This is a genomic window from Ferrovibrio xuzhouensis (genome assembly GCF_042648965.1).
GTDB classification, from domain to species: Bacteria; Pseudomonadota; Alphaproteobacteria; order Ferrovibrionales; family Ferrovibrionaceae; genus Ferrovibrio; species Ferrovibrio xuzhouensis.
This window is the reverse complement of sequence record NZ_JBHRYJ010000003.1, coordinates 376,753-402,022: the sequence shown is the minus strand read 5'-3', so window position 1 is coordinate 402,022 and position 25,270 is coordinate 376,753. Positions and strand designations below refer to the sequence as shown.

The following is a 25,270-nucleotide window of genomic DNA, read 5'->3' as shown; positions in this document are numbered from 1 at the left end:
GCTGTTACAGCCGGTCCTTGCCCTCGCGCAGGATGCGGCTGAGATACTGGCCGTAAGCATTCTTGCCATAGGCGGCGGCGATCTTCGCCACCTGGGCGTCGTCGATATAACCCTGGCGCCAGGCGATCTCTTCCGGCGCGGCGATCTTCAGGCCCTGGCGTTTCTCGACCGTGGCGATGAAGTTGGACGCCTCGAGCAGGCTGTCCGGCGTGCCGGTATCGAGCCAGGCGAAACCGCGACCGAACAGTTCTACTGCCAGCTTGCCGCGCTGCAGGTAGACGTTGTTGAGGTCGGTGATCTCAAGCTCGCCGCGGGCCGACGGCTTCAGGGCGGCGGCGATATCGCAGACCTCGCGATCGTAGAAATACAGTCCGGTGACCGCCCAGTTGCTCGGCGGATTCTGGGGCTTCTCGATGATGGCCACCGGCTTGCGGCCGGGCCCGAGTTCCAGCACGCCGTAGCGTTCCGGATCGGCCACCCAGTAGCCGAACACCACGGCGCCGTCCTGTTTCGCGGCGGCCCGGCGCAGCACCTGTACGAAACCCTCGCCGTAGAAGATGTTGTCGCCCAGCACCAGGGCACAGGGTTCGCCGTTGAGGAAATGCCGGCCGATGATGAAGGCCTCGGCAATACCCTTGGGTTCGAGCTGCACGGCATAGGTGATGCTGAGGCCCCACTGGCTGCCATCGCCGAGCAGGCTGCGGAAAGCGACCTGGTCGCGCGGTGTGGTGATCACCATGATCTCGCGGATGCCGGCCAGCATCAGGGTGGTCAGCGGATAGTAGATCATCGGCTTGTCGTAGACAGTGATCAGCTGCTTGCTGGTCACCGCCGTGGCGGGGTGCAGCCGGGTGCCGGCACCGCCTGCGAGAATGATACCTTTCATGCGGTCTTCACCTTGTTGCTGTCCTGATGTGCGGCCGTGGTCACCGCGGCGATCACCGCGTCAACCTGTTCTGTACTCATGCCGGGCCAGATCGGCAGGCTGAGCGTGGTGCGGGCGATGGCTTCTGCCACCGGGAAGGCGCCGGCGGCGTAGCCCAGCGCGGCATAGGCCGGCTGCAGGTGCGGCGGCGCCGGATAATGGATCAGGGTCTGGATGCCGGCCGCGGCAAGGCTTTGCATCATCGCATCGCGGCGCGGATGGCGGATCGTATAGAGATGCCAGACCGGCGCGTAATCGTCTGGAACGGCCGGCAGCGTGACGTCCGGCAGGCCGGCCAGGCCGGACTGGTAGCGGGTGGCGATCTGGCGGCGCTGGTCGTTGAGACGGTCGAGCTGCCGCAGCTTGATCGACAACAGGGCGGCCTGCAGTTCGTCGAGCCGTGAGTTGTAGCCGGCGACCAGATGCTCGTATTTGCGCTCGGAGCCGTAATTGCGCAGCAGCCGGACCCGGGCGGCCAGTGCGTCGTCACTGGTGACCACAGCGCCGCCGTCGCCCAGCGCGCCGAGGTTTTTGGTCGGATAGAAACTGAAGCCGGCGGCGATGCCGAGGCTGCCGGTCCTGCGGCCCTGGCCGGTGGCGCCATGGGCCTGCGCCGCATCCTCGATCAGATGCAGGCCGTGCGCGGTGCAGAGCTGCTGCAGCGGCGCCATTGCCGCCGGCATGCCATAGAGATGCACGGCGATGACCGCCCGGGTGCGGCCGGTGACGGCGGCGCCGACGGCGGCAGGATCGATGTTGCAGGTGGCGGCCTCGCAGTCGACCGGCACCGGCCGGGCGCCGACCCGCGACACCGCCAGCCAGGTGGCGATGAAGGTATGAGCAGGAACGATCACCTCGTCGCCGGGGCCAATGCCGAGACCATCGAGGATCAGGGTCAGGGCATCAAGGCCATTGGCCACGCCGATGGCATGGGCGGTGTCGCAATAGGCGGCGAACTCGGCCTCGAAAGCGGCCAGCCGCTCGCCCATGATGAAATGGCGGTGATCCAGCACGGCATGCCAGGCGCGATCCATCTCGCCGGCAATCTCGGCATGGGTCGGGCCGATATCGAAAAAGGGGACGGACATCGCCTGGGTCATTCTCGTTCAGGTTATCCGGGGCAGGGTACCGGGTCAGGGTATCCGGAATGCCCCGGCAGCGGGACATGCCGGTCAGATGCTAACCTGCATGGGCACCGGTTATCAAACCGCTAACCGGCCTGTCGCCAGCGCTCGGTCGCCGCCACCCGGAAGGTGTCGTAATCCCGGATATAATCGGCCTCCTCGTAATGGCGGGAGGCCAGCACGAGACAGACGGCGCCGGACGAGAAATTGTTGATCACGCGCCAGACCATGGGGCCCATCAGGACGCCCAGGTGCGAGCGGTTCAGGAAGACGGTTTCCCGGGTCCGGCCGTCATCGAGCAGGACGCTGAAGCTGCCCGAGGCGGCGATCACCAGTTGCTGCAGCTGGCGATGCGCATGGCCGGCGCGTTCGGAGCCCGAGGGCACGTCATACAGATAGTAGACCCGGGCGATATCGAAGGGGACCTGGCGGGTTCCCTCCACGACGGTCAGGTTGCCGCGCAGGTCATGCGCGATCGGCAGGTCGACGACACTCCAGCTTTTCTTTTCCATGACGCAGCCTCTGCTTCCCCGGCGTCGGTCCGAGGCCTGTATACCACGGGCAACTGCTTAATTGCCGGTTAAGAAGGCCGGAAATGGCGGCCGGTCGGATTATGGGGAGGCGCCGGCCCGCCGGAACGCTTCCAGCAACTGCTCGCGCAGCCGCGCTACCGTGTAGTCCCGGCCGACCCGCGCGCGCGCGGTGGCCAGCATCGTCTGTCGCGCCGCGGCATCGTCCAATAGTGCGGGCAGGGCGTCATGCCAGTCGCCATCGCCGACCAGACGGGCGGCGCCGCCGGCGCAGCACTCGCGATAGACCGGATGATCAGAGGCGATCGTCGGGATTCCGGCCGCCGTGTATTCGACCCATTTGGTATAGGTTTTCATCCGCGTGAACGGATTGTTGCACAGCGGACTGAGGCCAAGACTCCAGCCGCGCCGGCGCAGGTCGACGACGTAATCGTCGTAGGGCATGAAGCGCTGCTCGTAGCGGGCGCGGTCGCCGAAGGCGGCGAGCTCCGCCACCGGCGCCACCGAGCCGATCAGTTCGAAACGGGCGGTGGGGAAACGTTCGAGCGCGGCGCGGATGCCGGGCAGGGCGAGTTTCAGATCCTCGCCATGGCCGGCACTGGCGGCATAGCCGAAGACCAGCGGCGCTTGCGCGGCGGCAGGCGCAAGATCAGGCAGCAGATCGACGGCCGCGCAGATCGGTCCGACATAGCTGTTCATGGTGATGCCGAGCTCGACCATGCGGTCGCGCAGGGCCTCCGTGCTGAAGTATGCCAGCGAAGCCTGCTCCATCTGGACCCGCAGGGCACGCAGGCGTGCCGGATGCTGGTAGAAGGCCACCTTGTCTGCGCCCTGGTCAGGCGAGACTTCCATCAGGTTGTCGTCCATGTGGAAGATGAAAGGCAGATTGCGCTGGCGGCAGGCCAGTACCAGCTCTTCGGCGAGGATGTCGTTATAGCGACTGGAGAACACAAGGTCGGGCTTCACCTTGTCGAGCAGGAACGCGGCGACCTGGGAGGCATTGGCGCCAGGCGCGGAGGCTACTAGCTTGGCGATGGCATCCTGGGTCAGCAGCGGCGCTTCGAAGCCGCCAAGGCCCTGCAGCGGACGCAGCAGATGGATCGACAGGGTTGCCGAGAGGTGGCTGGCGATCGCCAGGATCCTCATGGTGCCGGCTCCCGCTTGGCGGTCAGGTCGCGGCAGATTTCCAGCCAGCGGTCGGTGATGGCGGCCGGGGTGTAATGCTGGTCCAGGTAGGCCTGGCCCTGCCGGACACACGCGACCGCCGTGGCCGGGTCGGCGAGTGTCGCGGCAATGGCTGCGGGGATCGATCTGTCGAGGCGGACGAAATCGCCGAGCTTCTGGAAACTGTCGAGCGGGTGCGCCACGACGCAGCGTCCGGCATAGAGCGACTGCAGGACGCGGTTGTTGCTCTTGCCCTTTGCCCCGGCCGCCTCGGTATCGACCGGCAGGACGACCAGGTCGCAGCGGGCGAGGGCTTGGTCCAGTGCCGGAACCGACCATTGCTCGAAATGGATGCCGCGGGCCTCCGGCGACGGGCCGAAATACCTGGCGGCATCCTCGGCGCTCACCGGCTCGCACAGCATGGTCAGCGTCACGGGGCGCGTGCCGGCGATGCGCGGCAGGTCGGTATGGACGAATTTCTGCAGGGCGGCGGCATGAGAAACCAGCTGTCCGAACCACAGCATGTTCAGCGTGTCGCCAGGGGCGAAGCGCGGCTCCCCGCGTGCCACTTCCACCACGTCCTCGATGACATAGACCGGTGCGGGCTGCCGCAGGGCGCCGCGCATCTGGTCTGCGAGATTCTCGGTCGGCGTGGTGATGGCCGTGCAGCGGGCGAACAGCTCGTTCAGGATCATGTGGTACATCGCGGTTCTCGCCTCGCCGATGATCTGGCGAAGCATGGCGCGAAAACTGTCGCCGAACTTGAAATCCGAAACATCGATGACGATGACGCCGCCATTGCGGCGGATCATGTCGAGCCGTTCCAGCAGCACGCCGATCACGTTCTGGGCGGCCACGATATCGTGCTTGGGCTGGTGCAGGACCAGCAGATCGATACCGTCCGTATCGAAGTTCGGCCGCAGCAGATCGAAGACGGTGAACACCTCGGAACGGATCTGCCGGCGGGCCATTTCGCCGGCTGGAATCAGGCCGCGATAGCGCGCACTGGCGAGCGACGCGGCCTGCGTGATCGGCTTACTGGGATCGCCGTTGACGGCAAATACGACACGCATGCGGACTGGCCCGATTCGTTCCTTGCCCGACTATACCGGCATCGCCGCAGGCTGGGTATGCCGCCCCCCGGCGGCGGCATGTCCGAAGATTGCCTGCGGGCCCGTGCAACAAACGTGGCAGCTCCTGCCGGTACGAACTTGCCGGGTGGCAGCCGGGAGAGCGATTTCGAAACATTCCGTAGCAATATTTCATATGTAAATCAATCTGTTGTGATTCAGACCGTCTGGCACGGAGCTTGATGGGATCGATCCGGAGGACGCACGGCATTCGCCGCCGCTGCGCCGCTTCAGCATTGGGCGAGATCCGGATCAGGAGGTCCTATGGTCAGCAGTATCGGCAGCGGTTCCAACCCGCTGCAGCAAACCCTGAGCCAGCTGTTTGCCAAGAAAGACAGCAATGCCGATGGCAAGCTCGACAAGAATGAGATCCAGTCGCTGCTCGACACGTTGCAGAGCAACAGCACGGGCAGCACTTCCAGCAGTCTGACGGCGGACAAGGTTATTTCCGCCTTCGACACCGACGGTGACGGAGAGGTTTCCGGCACCGAGTTCGACGCCAAATTCAAAAAGCTTGCCGAGAATCTGCAAAGCAATCTGATTTCCGCGCAGGAGAATGCCCAGGCCGGGGCGCCGCCGGCCGGCGTGCAGGGGAGCGGCCACCACCATCATCACGGTGGCAAGAAGGTCGACGGCAGCGATGACGACAGCGACAGCGACACATCGCTGCTCGATCTGCTGGACACGACGGATGACGACAGCGACAGCAGCACGTCGACAGCGCAGACCGCCGACAGTTCGGCCGGCGATCTCGTGCAGACCTTTCTCTCGCGGCTGAAGCAGTACAGCCAGACGCAGCAGTATGCCCAGACCCAGGATGCCTTCGGTCTGAACGCGCTGCCCGGGTCTTCGATTTCGGCATCTGCCTGAACGGAGGCGATTGGATGAATGCCCCGCCTGCAGCCGCAGGCGGGGCCTCTTCCGTTGCCAGGAAGATTGGATATGTATTTGATTTATTTCGACAAATAACTTTGTAACCTGAGATTTCGCGCGTGACTTTCTTCTTCTATCCCGCGCCCCGCGTCGTAAACCCTGAGGCAGGCCTGATGAACGAAGGAGGCTTGCCATGGTTTCGGGTGTCTCATCTTCAACGGATGCTTCGGCTTCCAGTTCTGCCGCCAGTTCGGCGGCGACGTCGCTGGCTGGGAATTTCAACACGTTCCTCACGCTGCTGACCACGCAGCTGAAGAATCAGGACCCCACCAGTCCGATGGACAGCAACGAGTTCACGCAGCAGCTGGTGCAGTTCAGCCAGGTTGAACAGCAGATCGACATGAACAAGAACCTGGAGACGATGATCTCCCTGATGCAATCGCAGCAGAACAGTAGCAACCTGAACTATGTCGGCAAGGTGGTCGATGTCGATTCCGCGGATGCCACGCTGACGCAGGGCAATACGACCTACTGGTCATATGAATTGCCGGAGGGAACCACCTCCGTGCAGTACAACATCCTCGACAAGAGCGGCAACGTCGTGCGATCGGTCAGCGCCGCATCCGGCGATCTCAATCTCGACTCTGCCGGCCGGATCGAACTGTCGTGGGACGGCAAGGACAACAACGGCAACCAGCTTGCCGACGGCACCTACACCCTGGAAGTGACCGCCAAGGATTCCAGCGGCAAGTCGCTCGACGGCGTGAATGTGTATACGCGCGGCTATGTCGAAGGCCTCGAGACGGTCGATGGCCAGCAATACCTGATGGTCGCCGGCCAGCGCGTGCTGCCCGAAGACGTGGTCGGCGTCTACAATGCGGGAACCGGCGATTCCTCGGGCTCCAGTGACGGCAGTGATTCATCCGGCGAGGATGACAGCAGTGCGGCGGCCTGAAGCATGAGTCGCCCGCTTGTCGTGGTATCCACCCCCTGCTACGGCGGGCAGGTGCACCAGCTCTATATGCAGTCGGTCATCGCCCTGATGCAGTATGCCAGCGGCAGTTTCTTCGATGTCGGCCTGGCGCTGCTGGGCAATGATTCGCTGATCACGCGCAGCCGCAACACCCTGGTCTCGAATTTTCTCGACATGCCACGGGCAACCCACCTGTTGTTCGTCGATGCCGATATCTCGTTCTCGCCGGACCAGGTGGCGCGCATGCTGCAATTCGGTGAACCGCTGGTCGCCGGCCTGTATCCGCTGAAGGTGCTTGACTGGCAGCAGGCAGCCATGCGCGGCCGTGCGGAACAGGAAGAGGATGCCCTGTACTATTGCGGCCTGCCTTGCTCGGGTGAGGGGCGCGAGGATCGCGATGGCTTTGTCACCGGGCATTATGCGGGGACCGGTTTCATGCTGATTGCCCGTGAAGTGCTGGAAACAATGACTGCGGCCTACGCGGGGCTCGGTTATTCCGGCACGCACGCCTATACGGAGGGACCGCGGTCGAACCGGCAGCATTATGCCCTGTTCGACTGCCTGATCGAACCGGACACGCGGACATATCTCAGCGAGGATTTTGCCTTCTGCTGGCGCTGGCGTCGGCTTGGCGGGAAAGTCTGGCTGGATACGGTCGGACGGCTGACGCACACCGGAAGCCACGATTTCCACGGCAACCCCGAACCGCGATACCGTCAGGCGAGTTAAGCGACGATGACAGCCGAGATTGACAGCGAGATTCGCCAGTTGTTTGCCACGCCGCTGGTGCAGATGCGGCTGGCGGGGTGCGAGGGGCTGCTGCGCGACCTGCGGGAGACCATCGTGCAGCGGTCGCAGGGCGATGCGGGGGTCGGACACAGCAACCGGGGCGGCTGGCAGTCGAAGGACGATCTGCTGAGCTGGGGCGGCGAGGCGGCCACCCAGATCTTCCGGGTGATCCGCGCCGCCATCGACCGGATCACCATGGTCTATACCGCCGACGGGCTGGCGCGGCAGACGCTGCCGTGGAAAGTCAACGCCTGGGCCAACATCAACCGCAGCGGCCACGCCAATGATGTGCATTGCCATCCGGGCAGCTTCTGGTCCGGCTGTTTCTATGTCGACGATGGCGGGATCGGCGGTCGCGAGGGCATGGGCGGCGCCATCGAGTTCTACGATCCGCGCGGGCCTTTGCCGATGGCCTACAATCCGCTGCTCAAGATGGCGATCAAGGGCTGTGTGTCGGCGGGACTCGGCGAACGCGTCCTGCCGGAGACCGGAAAGCTGCTGATCTTCCCCTCATGGTTAACCCATTCTGTACAGAGCTATGACGGAGACGGCATCCGGATCTCCGTCGCATTCAATTTTTCCGTTTGAAAACCGCCGAATAGGTTCCATATCGGATCGCAACACACTGTTACAATCCGGTACTTTTATTGCCGGAAGCGCACTGGCATCATGTTGACAACAAGATTCGATCGGCTTCCCCATGTCACGCTCCCCGCACATTCTGATTGTTGATGACGACCGTGAGATCCGCACCCTGCTGATGCGGTTCCTGGGCGAGCACGGCTGCCGGGTGACGCCGGCCGCCGATGGCAAGGGCATGATGGCGGCCCTGCGGACCGGTCGTTTCGACCTGATCGTCCTCGACCTCATGCTGCCGGGCGAAAGCGGGCTGCAGCTCTGCCGCCGCATCCGCCAGGAAATGACGATTCCGATCCTGATGCTGACGGCATTGTCCAGCGAGGCCGATCGCGTACTCGGGCTTGAGCTTGGTGCCGACGACTACCTGACCAAGCCGTTCAGCCCGCGCGAACTGATGGCGCGCATCAATGCGATCCTGCGCCGCGCGGCTCTGGCCAATGCAGAAGACGCCAACCGGCCGCAGGCCTATGGTTTCGCCGGCTGGGTTCTCGAGATCGGCAAGCGCCAATTGCGCTCGCCGGACGGCACCCTGTTGCCGCTGACCTCGGGCGAATTTGATCTGCTGCTGGCTTTTGTCGAGCATCCGCAGCGCGTGCTCAGCCGTGACCAGTTGCTGGACCTGACCCGCGGGCGGTCCAGCGTGCTGTTCGACCGCAGCATCGACGTCCAGGTCAGCCGGCTGCGCCGCAAGATCGAAGTCGATCCGAACATGCCCGACCTGATCAAGACAGTCCGCAGCGGCGGCTATATATTCACCCCGGACATCCATCAACTGCAGGACGCATGATCCACGGGCTGACCGCGGGGCTGGGGCGCGGGCTGGGCAGGCTGGCCGGTGACCGCCTTGCCTGGCGCATTGCCATTACCATTCTGCTGGGCATTGTCGGCACCCAGATCGGCACGATCCTGCTGATCGACTGGGCGCGGCCGAAAGAACTGCCGCTCTACAGTGCATCTTCCATCGTCCGCGACATTGCCCATTATGCGCAGACCGGCGCGATCGACGCCAAGGCCGAGTTCGAGGAGATTCCCGCGGACGAGGACGAATTGCTGCTGCACCGTGAACCGGCACCCTGGCCGTTCTATCACCTGGAGGCGCGGCTACGGGAGGCCGTGAAGAACAGCCGGATCAGCGAAGTGCGCATCACGCCACGGCGGCTGCATCGGGGCGCCGGGCCGCTGGGACTGCCGCTGCATATCTTTCTTGCGCCCGGCCGGCCGCCGGAGATGAGACCGCCGCCCGGCAACGAAAACGTGGAGAATTTTCTGGTGCCCGGCGTCTTTGCCGTCTGGCTGAAGGATGCTGACGATAACTGGCATGTGCTGGTGCCGAAGGGGCCGGAACCGGGCCTGCCGCACTGGCTGCTGCCGGTGCTGTGGCTGACGCTGATGGCAATCATCATCGGCTGCCTGGCCTTCTGGTCGACCTGGCGGCTGCTGCGGCCGCTCAAGGCGATCGTCAGTTCGGTGCGCAGCTGGCACGCCGAGCAGGATCCGGTCCGCCTCGAAGAGCGCGGGCCCGCGGAATTCCGTGCCATTGCCGCGGCCATCAATGACATGCAGGCCAAGATCAACGAGTTCGTGCAAAGCCGGTCGGAGCTGGTGCTGGCGCTGTCGCATGACCTGCGCACGCCGCTGACCCGCCTGCAGCTGCGCACGGAGTACATGGAGGATGCCGACCAGCGCCAGCGCATGCTGAACGAACTGCATTTCATGGAAATGCTGACCGACCAGCTGCTGGCCTTCGCCTCCTTCGACCCGCGGACCGAAAAGGTCGAACGCGTCGACCTGGCGGTTTTGCTGGGCAGCCTGTGCGACGACCGGAACGATGCCGGCGCCGTGGTGGAATATGCCGGGCCGGCCCATATGATCGTGGCCTGCCGGCCGACGGCGATGCGACGCGCGCTGATGAACGTCATCGATAACGCGGTGAAATACAGCGATTACGCCTATGTCATCCTGGAAGATGATCCGCTCGGCGCGCGGGTGATTATCCGCGACAGCGGGCCGGGCATCCCCGAGGCCGATCTGGAGCAGGTCTTCGAGCCGTTCTATCGCGTCGACGCCTCGCGCAACAGCGAGACCGGCGGCCTTGGCATGGGCCTGAGCGTTGCCCGGACCATCATCATCGAGCATCGCGGCCATATCCGGCTGCGCAACCGCCGGCCGCACGGCCTGGAAGTCGAGATCGCGCTGCCCTGCAGCGCGGCCGCCTGACGCGGCCCCGCCGCGCGGCCGTCAGGTCTTCAGATTGACCGCGGTCTGCAGCATTGCATTCGATATCGTGATGATCTGGCTGTTCATCGAGTAGGCCTGCTGGGTCTGGATCAGCTGGGTCATCTGGTCCGTCGTGTCGGCGGTCGACAGCTCCAGCGCGCTGCCCTTCACCGTACCGACGCCGGCGCTGTTGCCGGCGTCGGCGGCGCTGCCATAGACCACGCCGCCGGATTTGGCGGTCTCGCGGAAGGCGATGCCGTCGACACGGTCGAGCCCATCGGGCTCGGGGAAGTTGGCCAGCAGGATCTGGCCGAGCTTGACGGTACTGTGGTCGGAGAGGTTGGCCACCACCATGCCGCCGTCATTGATGCTGACATCCGACAGGCCGGCGGCGAGGGCGGGGTCGGCGGTATTGATGGTAAAGACCTGCGGTGACCCGCCGCCGCTGACTGTCCCCGTCATCAGGTAATAGCCGGCCGAATTGACCAGGTGGCCGCCGTCATCCAGATGGAAGTCGCCCTGACGGGTGTAATAGGTCGTGGTCTCGAAGCCGGTCGGCTCCCCGGTGACCGGATCGAGCCCGGTGGCCTTGGCAACGGGGAAAAAACCGTTGCCGCTGACCGCGGCCGAACTGCCGCTGTCGTCGGGGACGATCTGTCCCGGGCTGCGGTTGGCGAAAGTGGAGGCGGCGGTAACACCGCCCTGCCGGGTGGCGTTGAGCACCGGGCTGCCCTGAAACCGGGTGGCGACCAGATCGGAGAACTGGGTGTCGACCGTCTTGTAGCCAGTGGTGCTGGCATTGGCGACGTTGTCGGAAATATTGCCGATCTTCACCGAGAAGGCGTTGAGGGCCTCCACTGCCGTATTGATCGATCCGAAGATGGTCATGGGTCTGTCCGTGTGATTGCGTCGTGACAGATAGAGCAAGCCGCGTGCCGGACGGCATGCCGGCGTTTTTGCGATGCCGGCGGCGGCAATCGGCCGCTCCGCGACAGCGGGGCGGGGCGGGGCGGTGGCCATGCGGCCGTCTCTCGTCGCAAGCAGCGATCACGATAAACCCCGGAATTCATTAGAGCATTGATCTATTTTTGTTCTTTTCTCATGTCATTTTACGTATGGAAACAAATCGCAATAATGTTAATAGATGTAACCAGAAATGGACTGGAAAAATTGTGCTTTTTACTGGTAAATAGCTATAAACTAAGCAGAATTTTCCCACCTTGGAAAAAGCTGCCGGGTAGGAATTTTCGCCGATCTGTTAACGGATCAGGGTGTGAAAGTGGAAACCGCCGAAAACGGCGGAAATAGGATGAGAGTCATAAATCGGCACGGTCCTTGCTGATCTCCGGACGAAACAACTTTCACTCGGAGCGAAAGACCATGTCGATCACAGGTGCGATGCAGACGGCGATCTCGGGCCTGAACGGCCAGTCCACCGCCATCGGTTACATCTCGGACAACGTCGCGAATGCCAGCACGACCGGTTACAAGCGCGTGGAATCGCGCTTCCAGACGCTGATCACGCAGTCGAGCGCGCAGTCGAACACCCATTCGCCCGGCGGTGTGCTGAACAACGCCTTCTTCGCCAACAACATCCAGGGCTCGATCACCCAGGTGCCGGGCGCGACCACCTCGGTCGCCATCAGCGGCAACGGCTTCATCCCGGTGTCCAAGGCGAATGGCGTTGATGCGACCACCGGGCTGCCGACCTTCGAGACGACCAGCTATTACACGCGCGTCGGCGACTTCAACCAGAACAACGACGGCTACCTCGTCAACTCGTCGGGCTATTATCTGCAGGCCTGGCCGGTCGATCCGGCGACAGGCGTGATCGATACCTCGCATACCGAGCAGGTGCGGGTGTCGAACCTGCTCGATGCACCGGTCGCCACCAATCTCGTCAACTACTCGGCCAACCTGCCATCCAACGTGCAGGACGCCAGCGGCAACCTGCCGGCCACCCTGCCGGCCAGTTCGATCCAGATTTTCGACTCGCTGGGCAATGCCCAGGATGTCGACCTGATCTGGACCCGCCTCGGCAGCAACCAATGGTCGCTGCAGGTCAATGTGCCGGGCAGCACGCCGTCAAGCTTCGGCCCGGCGGTTGTCGATTTCGGCGGCGCCGTCGGCGGCAGCACCGTCACCCCGGGCACCCTCTCTGGCCTCACCTCGGCGGGCGGCCTGACCGCCTCGGCGGCCGGCGCGGTCGACGACGATGCCTCGTTCAGCTTCAATCTCGATTTCGGTTCGGGTGCGCAGGCGATCACCCTCGACCTCGGGTCATACGGCAATACGTCGGGCACCACGCAATATGCCGGCGATACGCTGACCCTGAACGATTTCAAGCAGGATGGCGTGCCGCAGGGCACCTTCAAGAGCCTGGCGATCGGCTCCGACGGTGCCGTCTCGGTCACCTTCGACAACGGCAATGTGAAAACCTTCTACCAGATTCCCATCGCCAAGTTTAACGATCCCACCGAACTCGACCGCGTCAACGGCAATGCCTTTGTCGCCACGCCGAATTCGGGGGCGGCGGTGCTGGTGCAGTCGGGTGCCAGCGGCGCCGGCGACTTCGTCTCGTCGGCCGTCGAGGAATCGAATGTCGATATCGCCGACGAGTTCTCGAAGCTGATCGTGGCGCAGCGCGCCTATTCGGCGAATGCCAAGATCATGACCACGGCAGACGAGCTGCTGCAGGACACCCTGAACATCATCCGGTGATGTCGCAGCAGCCCGTCATCTAGGCGAGAGGTCGACCGACATGTCGCTTTCATCCGCACTCAATACGGCCGTTACCGGGCTGTCCACCATCAAGTCCCAGATCGGGGTGGTGTCCGGTAACGTGTCGAATGCGCAAACCCCGGGATACAGCCGCAAGGTCGTCAACCTGACCACACCCAGCGCGGGCGGCCAGCCGCAGGCGGCACTGGTCTCCAGCATCACCCGGGCGGTCGCGCCGGAAATCCAGAAGGATTATTACGGCGCCCTAGCCAGTTTCCAGCAGTTGTCGGTGGCGGCCGACAATGCCCAGGGGCTGGCCGACGCGCTCGATGCCAGCAACGGCACCGGCAGCGCGGCGACGCTGTCGACGCTGATGACGAATTACGAGGATGCGGTCAAACAGCTCGAGGCGACGCCGGAAGATACCGCACTCAAGGGCCTGGTGGTGCAGCGCGGCAAGGAACTCTGTTCCGAGATCAACCGGTTGTCCGGCCTGCAATCCAAGCTGCAGACCCAGGCCCAGCAGGACCTGCAGACCAATGTCGGCACGCTCAACGATGCCGCCCAGCAGATCGCCAAACTAAACACGCAGATCGTCAGCCAGAAGGCGGCCGGCAACCCGACTGGCGATCTGGAGGATCTGCGCGACGCCGAGGTTACCAAGATGGCCGGCCTGGTCGGCGTCAACACGATCGTCGACAGCAATGGGTCGATGAGCGTCTATACCCAGACCGGGTCCCAGATCGTCGCCGGTTCGTCGACGCAGACGTTCACCTACAATCCGACCACCAATACCATCACCAACGGGGCCGGCAGCGATGTCACTGACGGGTTTCATACCGGCGCGATTACGGCGGACCTGAATTATCTGGATGGCAGCGCGGCCGCCCTGTCGAGCAACGACCCGAATGTCGGCACGCTGGCCAAGTTCTTCAACCAGCTCGACAGCCTTGCCACCAATGTCGCCACTGTCGTCAACAATGCCTATGACGATCCGGCGACCGCCGGTGTGGAGCAGTTCTTCACCTTCAATGCCGCCGACCCGTCCGGCACGCTTGCGGTCGACCCTGCGCTGGTAACGACACCGGCGAACGTCGATGCGACGCGCATGGGTGCTGTGCAGCAGGCGATGGAGACCACCCAGCTGACCGCGGCGCAGGTCAACCCGGCCGGAGCAGCCAACGGCCTGCAGATTTCCAATGTGACGGTCTTCGGCCTGATGAACGGCGTCCTTGCCTACCACGCGAAGGCGGCCGACGAGAACGAGACCAACCGCGATACGGCGGACAACCTGCAGAACGCCCTGAACCAGAAAATGCTCAATCTCACCGCCGTCGATGTCGATACCGAGATGGCAAATCTGCAAACCCTGCAGAACAATTATGCTGCGCTGGCGCAGATCATGAATGCGGTCAGCCAGATGTTCGACCAGATCATCAGCGTCGGGAGCTAACCATGGTAGCCGTCACCGGAAGCAGCCAGCTCGGCCGCCAGCTCGGCCTGACCCGCAACATCAGCCTGCTGAACGTCATGCTGAATCAACAGACCCAGCAGCTTTCCAGCGGCCTGAAGGCCAATGGCCTGGTCGGCGTTTCGTCGCAGGCACAGCAGCTCGGCGACCTGAAGTCCCAGCTCGGCACCGTGCAGAACTACAGTTCCGGCGTGCAGACGGCGCTCAACCGGGTGAACCTGTATTCCGTGACGATCGAGAATATCATCGACCTGGCCACCAATGCCCAGTCGATGATGATCGAGAATCGCGACCCGTCCTTCGCGGCGACCTCGGCCCCGGCGGTACAGGCAAACAGCCTGCTCGACCAGATCGGCACCCTGCTGCAGGTCAAGGACGGCGATCGTTACCTGTTCTCGGGCACTAATTACTCCAACAATCCGCTTGGCATCGCGCCGCTGTCGTCCATATCGACCACCTATGCCGCCGGCGCGGTGCCCGGCACCAACTACACGACCTTCACGCCGGCGGCCAATGCCGCTGCGGTTCCGCCGGCGCCCTATGCCACCGCTGCGAACTATTACCTGAACACCACCGGCACGGTGCAGGGGTATTTCGACTCCAACCAGGTGCAGCTCTATGTCGACGACGGCGAGCAGGTCTCCTACGGCGTGTCCGGTGCCGCCGACGGTTTCCAGACCCTGATCGACGCCGTCGTCCGTTTCCGCGATGCGTCCGCCGATGTCACCACCGACCCCAATAATTACCAGGCCCGGGTGGACGATGCGCGCAACCAGCTGAACACCGCGATCTCGCAGCTCAAAAGCATCGCCTCGGCAAACGGCTACAATCAGCAGCAGCTCACCGAGATCCAGAGCCAGCAGGCGAATACGGTCGACACGCTGAAGATTCGCATCGGCAAGATCCAGGATGTGGATCCAGCCGTCGTGTCGACCACGATTACCAACCTGCAGACGGCGCTGCAGGCCAGCTACTACGTGACCAACAGCCTGCTCAACCTGTCGCTGATCAATTACCTGAAGTGACGGTTGGCCGGGGCCGGCCGCCTGGGTGCGGCCGGCAGGTCAGGCGAACAGGTCGAGCAGGTAGCTGTTCCCCGAGCTGCCGCTGCTGCCGCTGTCCTTGATGGCGAGATAACGCTCCACCAGTTTCTCGGCGGCGGTCGGGTCCTTTGCCAGATCGGTGACGTTCACCTTCTTCTCGACGGTCGCCACCTGGGCATCGGTGTCCTGGTAGGCCAGTTCCGGCGGAATGTAATTCGCCGTCGTGATGACCTCGCGCAACACGGAATCGCCCAGCACCTGCACGGTCGAAGTGACATCCTTGATGCGTCGCTCGAATTCGATGGCGACGCGCACGCCGGGTGCCTGCTCGTCGAGATTCTGTTCGTAGGACGTCTGCTGGTACTTGTTGACGATGCTGTCGACGGTAGACGAACTGGTCAGTTTGGTGGTGCCGGAATTGAAGAAATCGAAGTCCTTCGCCAGTTGCTGGTAGCGCGGGTCCTGGAAGCGGTTTGCCAAAGAATTCACGTCGGTCAGGTCGCTGTCGAGGATCTGGCGGATCTTGCCCGGATACTGTTCGTCGCTCTCCAGGTCGTAGGCTTTGAGAATGAAGTTCAGCAGCCGGGTATTCTTGAACAGGTCGTCTTCGGTCTTCACCGAGCCGATGTTGTCCTTGAAATACTGCACGTCCGTCTGGACATCGGTGCGCTGGATATAGCGCTGATAATCCTCGCTGTCGTATTCGTAACTCGTATCGGTGCTGTCCGGGGCGGTCTCCTCGGTCAGCAACGTCTTGCTCAGTGCCTTGCTGTAGGCGTTGGCATCGCTGTTTCCGACATTGCCGGCGATCACCAGGTTACCCGAGGGGTCGAGTTGGGCGAAACCGTTTGAATTCACGGTGATGTTGCGCAACTTGGCCAGGCTGGCCGGCAGCGGGGTGACGGCCGTATTATCGTTGACGATATTGCCGCTGGCATCGAGGCCGACGGCATTGCCGTTGGTGTCGGTCAGCGTGCCGGTGGCGCCGAAGTTGTATTTCTTCGCCAATTCGAGATCCTGCACGGACCCCTGACGCGCCACGGAATTGGGGTCGTTGAGATCGCTGGTCAGGATATCGCGCAGGTGCTGCGGGTTGGTGGTATAAGTATCGCCATAGCCGTTGGCATAAGCGATGACTTTGAGAAAGCGGTTGTCGCTGAGCAGCTCGTCGACCGATGTCGCGGTGGCGATGCGGTTCTGAAAATAGGTCTGGTCGCTTTCGACCTGGGCGTTGATCTGCTTGTACTGTGCATTCCGGGTCTGGATGCCGGCATTGTCGATATCGCGCAGCTGCGCGGCGAGCTTCTCGGCGGTCGTGCTGGCGCTGTCGGCGGCCTGGTTCGCCTCGGCCGTGGCCTGCAGCTTCTTGAAGGCGGCCAATGCGGATTGCGTGCCGGTGCTGCTGGTCGTGCTGGCGCTGCCATACAGAACGCTGAGATCGATGGTCATGATGTCACCGCCTTTCTGGCTGCGGTCCGGCAACGCTGGCGGCGGACGAGCCGATCATGCCGGTCACCCCTTCTAATCTAGGGGTTCAATGGCAGGAAAAGGGCGGAAAACGGCCGTTGAAACACAAGTTCACAATATTTCAGACGGAATGCCGCCCGACGGAAACGCGCAATCGAACCTTGCCTGCATGCCGGAAGGCGGGAGGGGTGGCGGCCCCTCCCGGATCCGGACCGCCGGTTAGCGGAACAGGCTGAGCAGCGTGTTGGGCTGCTGGTTGGCGATCGACAGCGCCTGGATGGCAAGCTGCTGGCGCACCTGCAGGGACTGCAACTGGGCGCTTTCGGCCGCGACATCGGCGTCGACCAGGGCGCCGAGGCCCTTGTTGGTCGCGTCGACCAGGTCGTCGACGAAGCCCTTCTGCAGGGTGATCGACTGCGACTGCGCCGCCACCGAAGCGGAAAGCGAGTTCACCAGCGACTCAAGGGTGCCGAGGTCGCTGATCGCCGAACCGTAGTTCGATGCCGCGGTGTAGTTGGTGGTGAACAGGCTCGAGAAGGTCGACACGGCCGAAGCCAGGTCGGAGGTTGTCTGCAGGGTCAGCGTGGTGCCGGTGACGTCGGCCACGAACGACACGGCGGTGCCGGTGGTGCTGGCGCTCAGCAGGTTCTTGCCGTTGTAGGTCGCCTGGCTGACGTAATTCTGGATCTGGCCGATCAGCTGGGTGACATCATTCTGGTACACGGTGCGCTGGTCGGTGGTCAGCGAGCCGTCGGCGAGGTTGGCGAACTTCGCCTTCACGTCGCCGATCAGGTTCGAGACGCCGGTCAGCGCGGCAGCGGTCACCTGGCCGAGGCCTTCACCGGCAGCCAGCGAGGATTGCACCGAGGCATAGGCCTTGATGTTGCCGCGGATGCCCTGGGCAACCGCGAACACCGCGGCGTCGTCGGACGCATCGGCAACCTTGTAACCGGTCTGGACCTGCTTGGAGGTTTTGTCGAGCTCACCATTAACGGAGCGCAGCGACGACAGCGCGACGAGGGCGCCGACGTTGGTATTGACGGAATTCGACATGATCGTCTCCTGTTCTAGGATTGCACCTGGCCGTTCGGGCCGGGGTCAACCTAGGCAGGGGATTGGCGCGGGTACAACGAAAGGCTGACGGCAGACAAGCGCCGTTACAAAGCGACCGGACGCACCGGCGTTGAAACATGTCGTGTCGGTGAGAAGAAATATTCTGAAATCGACGGCGGCCACCGGCGCGGTCGCTAGAGCAGCAGGCCGTCCACCAGGATGCGGGCCTTGCTGTCCTCGATCTCGATCACATAGAGATCCGGGTCGCGTCGGATTGCCTTCTCGATGGCGGCCTCGGCGTCCTGTTCGGAAAGCGGCTGATCGCCGCCGACGCGCAGCCAGCCGGCCCGGCCGTCGGCGTCGCGCGCCTGGCTGAGGATGATGGCACTGTCGCGGCTGATGGCGAGTTTCAGCAGGATGGTGCCTGCATCGGGATCGCCACTGCGCCGGATATAGGCGGGGATCGCCTCCAGATCGTAGCGGCGCAGGATCGCCTGCACGACGATCCGGGCTTTCAGGCGCGGCTCGCTCATGCCGGCCCGTCCATCGCGGCATCGCGTGCCTTCAGCCGTTCGCGGTGCAGGACATAGAGGCCACTGCCCACCACGATGACGATGCCGACGATCGCGAGGCTGTTCGGGATATCGCCCCATACGACGAGGCCGAAGAATAGCGCCCAGACCAGTGCCGTGTAGCGGAACGGACCGACGGTTGCCAGGTCGCCATGACGGAACGCATCGACGATCAGCAGATAGCCGCAGATCAGGAACAGTCCCGAGGCGATCAGCAGGGCGTATTCGCGCGGCCCGATCGTCACCCAGCCCTCCATGGTTGACAGTGCCAGTGCACTGCACAGCACGAAGACCGAATTGGCGAGCGTAACCACCAGCGAGGGGATCGCCGGGTCGAGGCGGCGGGTGGTCAGGTCGCGGGCGACGATGAAGACCACGGCGGCCAGCGCCAGCAGGGAATAGGCGTTGAAGCCGCTGGCGCGCGGCTGGACGATCAGCATCACGCCAACGAAGCCGGCGGCGACGGCGCTCCAGCGGCGCCAGCCGACCGGGGCCCGCAGGAACAGCGCGGCGGCCGCGGTCATCACCAGCGGGGTGGCCATATTGATCGCGGTGATGTTGCCGATCTGCATGTGGAAGAGCGCGATCAGGTAGAGAATGGTGGCGACCACATCGAGGCTGCTGCGCAGCAGGATGACACGATCGGCAACCCGGCGCAGTTCCCGTGCCTGGCCGGTCACGGCAATCAGGCCGAGGATCAGCAGGGTCGCCGTGATGTTGCGGATCGAGACGAGTTGCCCCGTCGGCGTCGACATGCTGGCCAGTTTGGTCAGCATGTCGTTAGTCACGAAGGAGGCCATGCCGAGAATCATCGAGGTCACCCCGCGCCGCGTGCCCTGGCCGAGCAGGCGGGTATAGAAGGCGCCGGACAGGCGGGGGGAGGCAGCAGGATTCATGAGGCGGACTGTTATGTTATCGTTTTATCGTTGTGTCCGGCACCATACCCCGGGCCGGCTGCGGGCGGAATGGCCGCTCACGGAAAGCTGTCTTGACCCGGTCCCCGGGCCACCCAATCTATGTGCACAGCCGCCATCAGGTCCGGCTGCCATCAGATCCTGGAGAGAGCCATGTGGTCCATTGCCCCCCGCCACAAGACCGAACTGCCCGAGCCCAAGCGCGCCCTGCCGGGCCGTGACGCGGTAATGCCGGTGCCGGCGCGCCATTTCGTCAATGGCAATCCGCTGGCGCCGCCGTTTCCGGAGGGGATGGAACTGGCGCTGTTCGGCCTGGGCTGTTTCTGGGGCGCCGAGCGGAAATTCTGGCAGGCCGGCGCCGGGGTATTCAGCACCGCGGTCGGCTATGCCGCCGGCTACACGCCGAATCCGACCTATGAAGAGGTCTGCACCGGCCTGACCGGCCATAACGAGGTGGTCCGGGTGGTGTTCGACCCGAAGGTGATGTCCTACGACGCCCTGCTGCGGGTGTTCTGGGAAAACCATGATCCGACCCAGGGCATGCGCCAGGGTAATGACGTCGGCACCCAGTACCGTTCGGGCATTTACGTCACTTCGCCGGCCCAGCGTCAGGCCGCCGAACGCTCGCGCGACCTGTACCAGACGGCTCTGACGGCGGTCCGGCGGGGCCGGATCACCACGGAAATCCTCGACGCACCGGCCTTTTATTATGCCGAGGAATATCACCAGCAGTATCTGGCCAAGAATCCCGCCGGCTATTGCGGGCTGGGTGGCACCGGCGTCAGTTGCCCGATCGGCCTGGGCGTTCCGGCATGATTTTCCTGTAATTTTCCGATTTACATGTATATTTTGCGGTCATGGATGATTTTGACCGCAAAATCATACAGTTTATCCAGGCAAACGGCCGTGCCGGCTATGCCGAGATCGGCGCCGCCGTCGGCCTGTCGGTCTCCGCCGTCAACGAACGGCTGAAAAAACTCGAACGCCAGGGCGCGATCCGCGGCTGGTCGGCGCTGGTCGACCCGGCCGCGGCCGGCTGTCCGGTGCTGGCGTTTGTCGAGGTGCTGATCGAGCGGCCGGAGCACGAGCCGGCCTTTCTGGCACTGGTGCGGGACGAGCCGGCGATCCTCGAATGCCACCATGTCACCGGCGACTGGTCCTATCTGCTCAAGGTCCGCGCTGCCGACATTGTCGCGCTGGAGGACCTGCTGGCGCGGCGCATCAAGACCCTGCCGGGCGTGCCGCGCAGCCGCAGCGTGGTGGTGCTCTCCTCGGCCAAGGACAGCCCGGTCCTGCCCGTTCCGGTTCCGCCCGGCGCATGATGGCCGCCCCATGATGGACGATGCCGAACTGCTGCTGCGCGGCATCCTGCTCGGGCTGGCGGTGGCGGCGCCGGTCGGGCCGATCGGCGTGCTGTGCATCCAGCGCTGTCTGGCCGGCGGTTTCTGGGCGGGGTTCAGCGGCGGCATCGGCACGGCGGTGGCCGATGCCGTCTACGCGGCGCTGGCGGCAGCGGGGTTTGCCGCCCTGGCCGGGGTGACCGGGCCGGTGCAGGACTGGTTGCGCTGGGGCGGGGCGGCGCTGATCGCCTGGCTCGGCTGGCGGGCGATGACGGCACGGCCTGCCACACAGGGGGCGGCCGCCCAGGCGGCGGTGACGCCGGCGATGGCGCCGCCGTTGCGCCTGCTGGTCGTGACCTTCCTGCTGACCATGAGCAATCCGACGACGATTCTGTCCTTTGCGGCCCTGTTCGCGGCGCTCGGACTGGCCGCCGGTGCGCCGCTGCATGCTTCGGTCGCAGCGGTTGCCGGAGTTTTCGCCGGTTCGCTGCTTTGGTGGGCAATCCTGAGCGGCACCGTCAGCCTCTTGCGGCAGCGCATCAGCGACGAATCACGGCACTGGATCAACCGTATCGCGGGTTTTGCGCTGATCGCCTTCGCGGTTGCACTCATCGTCTAACCAAAACCTTGTCAGCCGCGACGTGAATCGGCAAGCTGCGCCGTCAGATCGGCGTATGCGCCGCAACGGGGAGACTAGTATGACGATGCAATGGAAAACGCTGGCGGCGGCTGCCCTGCTGTCGTGCGGAATGATGTCGCTCGGCGGCGCTTCCGCGCAGGCGGCCGAGCTGAAGATCGGCTTGTCGGCGGAACCCAGTTCGCTGGACCCGCATTACCACAATCTCGGTCCGAACAACCAGATCGCCTACACGATCTTTGACACGCTGGTGCTGCAGGATTCGAGTCAGAAGTTGACGCCGGGCCTGGCGACGAGCTGGAAGCCGACCAGCGACACCACCTGGGAATTCAAACTGCGCCAGGGCGTGAAGTTCCACGACGGCTCGCCGTTCACGGCCAAGGACGTCGTCTTCTCGATCGAGCGGCCGGCCAAGGTGCCGAACAGCCCGTCGCCGATGACGCTGTTCACCCGCTCGATCACCGCGATGAAGGTGGTCGATGATTATACCATCGACTTCACCACCAAGGTACCCTATCCGCTGCTGCCGACCGACCTGAGCCGCGTGGCGATCATGTCGGCGAAGGCGGCGAAGCCTGGCGTGGCCGAGGGCATGACCACCGAGCAGCTGAACAACGGCGAGGGCCTGGTCGGTACCGGGCCGTACAAGTTCGTCGAGTGGATCCGCGGCAACCGGCTGGTGCTGGCTGCCAACCCGGATTACTGGGGCGGCAAGCCGACCTGGGACAAGGTGATCTACCGGCCGATGTCGAATGACGCGGCCCGCGTTGCCGCCCTGCTGGCCGGCGACGTCGACATGATCGAGAATCCCCCGCCGGCCGACCTCAAGAAGCTGCGCGACAACCCGAAGGTCAGCATCAGCCAGGCGGTGTCCAACCGGCTGATCTACATCCATCTCGACAGCCATAGTGACGAGGCGGTCGGCATTACGGATGTGAAGGGCAAGAACCCGCTGAAGGATGTCCGCGTCCGCAAGGCGCTGTCGATGGCGATCAACCGCGAGGCGATCGACACTCGCATCATGGAGGGCCTCGGCCAGCCGACCGGCGATTTCCTGCCGTATCCGATGTTCGGCACCCGCAAGGATGCCAAGCCGGACAAGTATGATCCCGAGCAGGCCAAGAAGCTGCTGGCGGAAGCCGGTTATCCGAAGGGCTTCGAGATCACGCTGGGCACGCCGAACGATCGGTACATCAACGACGCCGAAGTTGCCCAGGCGGTCGCCTCGTTCTGGACTCGCGTCGGCGTGAAGACCAAGGTCGAGGCGGTGACCAAGACCGTGTTCTTCAAGAACCGCGACGAGTACAAGTACTCGGCTTATCTCGCGGGCTGGGGTGCCGGTACCGGCGAAATGTCGGACCCGCTGCGCTCGCTGGTCGCCACGCCGGACAAGAGCAAGGGTTTCGGCGGTACCAACAAGGGCCGCTATTCGAACCCGGCGATGGATGCGGTGCTGGACGAGGCGCTGAAGACCGTCGACGACGCCAAGCGCAGCGAACTGCTGCAGAAGGCCTCGAAGATGGCGATGGACGATCAGGCGCTGATCCCGATCCACATCGAGGTGACGCCGTGGGCGACCCGCAAGGGGCTGGTCTACAAGGCGCGTGCCGACCAGTATACCTATCCGAACGACGTCAAGCCCCAGTAAGGGACTGACCTTCGATCACGGAAAACGCCGCGGCGCGCGCCGCGGCGTTTTTCTTTTCTGCCGGTGGCACCGCGGTCAGGAAATGAACTGTTCCGTGAGGATGCGTTCCTCAAGATCGTGGCCGGCATCGAACAGCAGGCGCAGCCGGATATCCGGCGCTTCGGCGATTTCGACCTCGACGACGTCGCGGACCTCGTTGAAATCGGCGGTGGCCGAAACCGGCCGCTTGAAATTGTCCAGCACGTCCATCTTCACTTTTGCCGCGCGCGGCAGCAGGGCGCCGCGCCAGCGCCGCGGCCGGAAAGCACTGATCGGGGTCAGTGCCAGCACGCCGGCATTGAGCGGCAGCACCGGACCATGCGCCGAGAGGTTATAGGCGGTGCTGCCGGCCGGCGTGGCCAGCAGCACGCCGTCGCAGATCAGTTCCTCGACGCGGACCCGGCCGTCAATCGTGATGCGCAGCTTGGCGGTCTGCCGGGTCTGCCGCAGCAGGGCGACCTCGTTGATGGCAAGCGCCTCGTGCTCGGCGCCGCCCTCGGTGACGGCGCGCATGCGCAGGGGGTGCAACTCGGCGACATTGGCGCCGGCCAGCCGCTCATGCAGGTCGGCCTCGCTGTATTCGTTCATCAGGAAGCCGACCGTGCCCTGATTCATGCCGTAGATCGGCACGTTGCGGGTCATGTATTTGTGCAGGGTCTGCAGCATGAAGCCGTCGCCACCCAGCGCCACGATCAGTTCGGCCTCCGACGGCTTGGCGTCACCATAGCGGGCGGCGAGCCGGTCGCGTGCCGCCCCGGCTGCATCGCCGCGCGCGGCAACAAAGGCGATTTTGCTGAATCCAGTCATGCCGTTCCGGTGGGATGGAGGAGGAGGGGCGACGCGATCAGGCGGCAGTATAGAGGGCGGCATGCCGGCCGGGCCAGTCCCCGCGGCCGCAGCATCAGCCGCCGGTGACACTCATGTGACGCGGCACGGCGGTCGGCGCCTGCCGGCGGTCGATCACGAAGTCATGGCCCTTCGGCTTGCGGGAAATCGCCTCGCGGATGGCAGCTTCCAGATCGGCGTCGCCGTCGGAGGCGCGCAGCGGGCTGCGCAGGTCGGCGGCATCGTTCTGGCCGAGGCACATATACAGCGTGCCGGTGCAGGTCAGCCGCACCCGGTTGCAACTCTCGCAGAAATTATGGGTCAGCGGGGTGATGAAGCCGAGCCGGCCGCCGGTTTCGCGCACGGTATAATAGCGCGCCGGCCCGCCAGTGCGATAATCGCTCTCGTCGAGGGTCCAGCGCCGCTGGATCTGCGCCCGGGCCATCGACAGCGGCAGATACTGGTCGAGCCGGGTGGCATCGCCCATTTCGCCCATCGGCATCACCTCGATCAGCACAAGGTCAAAGCCCTCGCGGCCGCACCAGGCGATCATCTCGTCGAATTCATCGTCATTCACGCCGCGCAGCGCAACGGCATTGATCTTGACCTGCAGCCCGGCCGCCCTGGCGGCCTTGAGCCCGGCCATCACCTTGTCGAGCTTGCCCCAACGGGTGATGGCGGCGAACTTGTCCGCCTGCAGGGTGTCGAGCGACACGTTGATCCGGCGCACGCCGGCAGCGAACAGGTCGACAGCGTATTTCTCAAGCTGGCTGCCGTTGGTGGTCAGGGTCAGTTCGTCCAGCGCCCCGGTCTGCAGGTGCCGGCCGAGGCTGTCGATCAGGGTCATGATGCCGCGGCGCACCAGCGGCTCGCCGCCGGTCAGGCGCAGCTTGCGCACGCCCATGCGGATGAAGGTGCCGCAGAGCCGGTCGAGTTCCTCGAGGCTGAGCACTTCCGTCTTGGGCAGGAACGACATGTCTTCCGACATGCAGTAGACGCAGCGGAAATCGCAGCGGTCGGTGACCGAAACGCGCAAATACGAAATGGAACGGCCAAAAGGGTCCTGCATGATACCGGCTGCCTGTTGATCTGCCCGGAAAACGGACAAAAACGAGCCGTCCTCCCTGTTGCTAACATAGTGAGGGGGATGGGCCGGGGCAATCCCCCGCCCCAAGA

Annotated in this window: 25 protein-coding genes; 13 read left to right on the top strand and 12 right to left on the bottom strand. The window is 64.0% G+C overall.

The window, feature by feature from the left end; genetic code table 11:
- Positions 1–4: 4 nt before the first annotated feature.
- From rfbA to ACFOOQ_RS15645, 5 genes are all read right to left on the bottom strand, one after another.
- A complete protein-coding gene (gene rfbA, locus ACFOOQ_RS15665; protein ID WP_379728358.1) occupies positions 5–886 on the bottom strand; it encodes a glucose-1-phosphate thymidylyltransferase RfbA in 882 nt (293 codons plus the stop codon).
- Entirely contained in the window at positions 883–2,013 is a 1,131-nt protein-coding gene (locus ACFOOQ_RS15660; RefSeq protein WP_379728356.1) for a DegT/DnrJ/EryC1/StrS family aminotransferase, read from the bottom strand. The genes rfbA and ACFOOQ_RS15660 overlap by 4 nt, the downstream gene beginning before the upstream one ends.
- A 122-nt stretch (positions 2,014–2,135) precedes the next feature.
- Positions 2,136–2,561 (bottom strand): sugar 3,4-ketoisomerase, encoded by a 426-nt coding sequence (locus tag ACFOOQ_RS15655; RefSeq protein WP_379728354.1) that lies wholly within the window; start codon positions 2,559–2,561, stop codon positions 2,136–2,138.
- A 99-nt stretch (positions 2,562–2,660) separates the two neighbouring features.
- On the bottom strand, positions 2,661–3,725 hold the full coding sequence (locus tag ACFOOQ_RS15650; protein ID WP_379728352.1) for a glycosyltransferase family protein: 1,065 nt from the start codon (positions 3,723–3,725) through the stop codon (positions 2,661–2,663).
- Positions 3,722–4,816: a hypothetical protein gene (locus ACFOOQ_RS15645; protein WP_379728350.1), complete on the bottom strand. Its 1,095-nt coding sequence runs from the start codon at positions 4,814–4,816 to the stop codon at positions 3,722–3,724. Before ACFOOQ_RS15645 ends, ACFOOQ_RS15650 begins: the two co-directional genes overlap by 4 nt.
- A gap of 321 nt (positions 4,817–5,137) precedes the next feature.
- On the opposite strand from ACFOOQ_RS15645, the gene ACFOOQ_RS15640 reads away from it, so the two are divergent.
- The 6 genes from ACFOOQ_RS15640 (at position 5,138) to ACFOOQ_RS15615 (ending at position 10,364) form a co-directional block, all read left to right on the top strand.
- Complete coding sequence (locus ACFOOQ_RS15640) at positions 5,138–5,743, top strand: EF-hand domain-containing protein (protein ID WP_379728348.1); 606 nt, start codon at positions 5,138–5,140, stop codon at positions 5,741–5,743.
- Positions 5,744–5,939: 196 nt separating this feature from the next.
- Complete coding sequence (locus ACFOOQ_RS15635) at positions 5,940–6,701, top strand: flagellar hook assembly protein FlgD (RefSeq protein ID WP_379728346.1); 762 nt, start codon at positions 5,940–5,942, stop codon at positions 6,699–6,701.
- 3 nt (positions 6,702–6,704) lie between these two features.
- Positions 6,705–7,448, top strand: coding sequence for a hypothetical protein (locus ACFOOQ_RS15630; RefSeq protein WP_379728344.1), 744 nt, complete (start codon positions 6,705–6,707; stop codon positions 7,446–7,448).
- A gap of 6 nt (positions 7,449–7,454) precedes the next feature.
- A complete protein-coding gene (locus ACFOOQ_RS15625) occupies positions 7,455–8,096 on the top strand; it encodes a TIGR02466 family protein (RefSeq protein WP_379728342.1) in 642 nt (213 codons plus the stop codon).
- 112 nt (positions 8,097–8,208) lie between these two features.
- A complete protein-coding gene (locus ACFOOQ_RS15620) occupies positions 8,209–8,934 on the top strand; it encodes a response regulator (protein ID WP_379728340.1) in 726 nt (241 codons plus the stop codon).
- On the top strand, positions 8,931–10,364 hold the full coding sequence (locus ACFOOQ_RS15615) for a sensor histidine kinase (protein ID WP_379728338.1): 1,434 nt from the start codon (positions 8,931–8,933) through the stop codon (positions 10,362–10,364). The genes ACFOOQ_RS15620 and ACFOOQ_RS15615 overlap by 4 nt, the downstream gene beginning before the upstream one ends.
- A 21-nt stretch (positions 10,365–10,385) precedes the next feature.
- Here the strand turns inward: ACFOOQ_RS15615 and ACFOOQ_RS15610 are convergent, their stop codons facing one another.
- Positions 10,386–11,252, bottom strand: coding sequence for a flagellar hook basal-body protein (locus ACFOOQ_RS15610; protein WP_379728336.1), 867 nt, complete (start codon positions 11,250–11,252; stop codon positions 10,386–10,388).
- Between the two features lie 492 nt (positions 11,253–11,744).
- Here ACFOOQ_RS15610 and ACFOOQ_RS15605 point away from each other — a divergent pair, with 492 nt between their 5' ends.
- Genes ACFOOQ_RS15605 through ACFOOQ_RS15595 form a run of 3 tightly spaced genes read left to right on the top strand, consistent with a single transcriptional unit; the run spans position 11,745 to position 15,581 of the window.
- A complete protein-coding gene (locus tag ACFOOQ_RS15605; RefSeq protein WP_379728334.1) occupies positions 11,745–13,085 on the top strand; it encodes a flagellar hook protein FlgE in 1,341 nt (446 codons plus the stop codon).
- A 40-nt stretch (positions 13,086–13,125) separates the two neighbouring features.
- A complete protein-coding gene (gene flgK, locus ACFOOQ_RS15600; RefSeq protein ID WP_379728332.1) occupies positions 13,126–14,538 on the top strand; it encodes a flagellar hook-associated protein FlgK in 1,413 nt (470 codons plus the stop codon).
- Between the two features lie 2 nt (positions 14,539–14,540).
- Entirely contained in the window at positions 14,541–15,581 is a 1,041-nt protein-coding gene (locus tag ACFOOQ_RS15595) for a flagellin (protein ID WP_379728330.1), read from the top strand.
- Between the two features lie 39 nt (positions 15,582–15,620).
- Here the strand turns inward: ACFOOQ_RS15595 and ACFOOQ_RS15590 are convergent, their stop codons facing one another.
- From ACFOOQ_RS15590 to ACFOOQ_RS15575, 4 genes are all read right to left on the bottom strand, one after another.
- A complete protein-coding gene (locus ACFOOQ_RS15590) occupies positions 15,621–17,048 on the bottom strand; it encodes a DUF1217 domain-containing protein (protein ID WP_379728328.1) in 1,428 nt (475 codons plus the stop codon).
- Between the two features lie 237 nt (positions 17,049–17,285).
- Positions 17,286–18,119: a flagellin gene (locus ACFOOQ_RS15585; protein WP_379728326.1), complete on the bottom strand. Its 834-nt coding sequence runs from the start codon at positions 18,117–18,119 to the stop codon at positions 17,286–17,288.
- Positions 18,120–18,313: 194 nt separating this feature from the next.
- Positions 18,314–18,652: a DUF1491 family protein gene (locus ACFOOQ_RS15580; RefSeq protein WP_379728324.1), complete on the bottom strand. Its 339-nt coding sequence runs from the start codon at positions 18,650–18,652 to the stop codon at positions 18,314–18,316.
- The gene (locus ACFOOQ_RS15575) at positions 18,649–19,587 is read right to left on the bottom strand and encodes a DMT family transporter (RefSeq protein ID WP_379728322.1); all 939 of its coding nucleotides are present in this window, start codon (positions 19,585–19,587) and stop codon (positions 18,649–18,651) included. The genes ACFOOQ_RS15580 and ACFOOQ_RS15575 overlap by 4 nt, the downstream gene beginning before the upstream one ends.
- 171 nt (positions 19,588–19,758) lie before the next feature.
- Here ACFOOQ_RS15575 and msrA point away from each other — a divergent pair, with 171 nt between their 5' ends.
- The 4 genes from msrA to ACFOOQ_RS15555 all read left to right on the top strand — a co-directional run bounded on the left by msrA (position 19,759) and on the right by ACFOOQ_RS15555 (position 23,230).
- A complete protein-coding gene (msrA, locus tag ACFOOQ_RS15570) occupies positions 19,759–20,421 on the top strand; it encodes a peptide-methionine (S)-S-oxide reductase MsrA (RefSeq protein ID WP_379728320.1) in 663 nt (220 codons plus the stop codon).
- 41 nt (positions 20,422–20,462) lie between these two features.
- Complete coding sequence (locus ACFOOQ_RS15565) at positions 20,463–20,927, top strand: Lrp/AsnC family transcriptional regulator (protein ID WP_379728318.1); 465 nt, start codon at positions 20,463–20,465, stop codon at positions 20,925–20,927.
- Positions 20,928–20,937: 10 nt separating this feature from the next.
- A complete protein-coding gene (locus ACFOOQ_RS15560; RefSeq protein WP_379728316.1) occupies positions 20,938–21,564 on the top strand; it encodes a LysE family translocator in 627 nt (208 codons plus the stop codon).
- A 79-nt stretch (positions 21,565–21,643) separates the two neighbouring features.
- The gene (locus ACFOOQ_RS15555) at positions 21,644–23,230 is read left to right on the top strand and encodes an ABC transporter substrate-binding protein (protein ID WP_379728314.1); all 1,587 of its coding nucleotides are present in this window, start codon (positions 21,644–21,646) and stop codon (positions 23,228–23,230) included.
- Positions 23,231–23,305: 75 nt separating this feature from the next.
- Here ACFOOQ_RS15555 and ACFOOQ_RS15550 read toward each other — a convergent pair whose 3' ends face one another.
- Positions 23,306–24,076 (bottom strand): NAD kinase, encoded by a 771-nt coding sequence (locus ACFOOQ_RS15550; RefSeq protein ID WP_379728312.1) that lies wholly within the window; start codon positions 24,074–24,076, stop codon positions 23,306–23,308.
- 94 nt (positions 24,077–24,170) lie between these two features.
- Entirely contained in the window at positions 24,171–25,163 is a 993-nt protein-coding gene (gene moaA / locus ACFOOQ_RS15545; protein WP_379728310.1) for a GTP 3',8-cyclase MoaA, read from the bottom strand.
- Positions 25,164–25,270 lie beyond the last annotated feature (107 nt).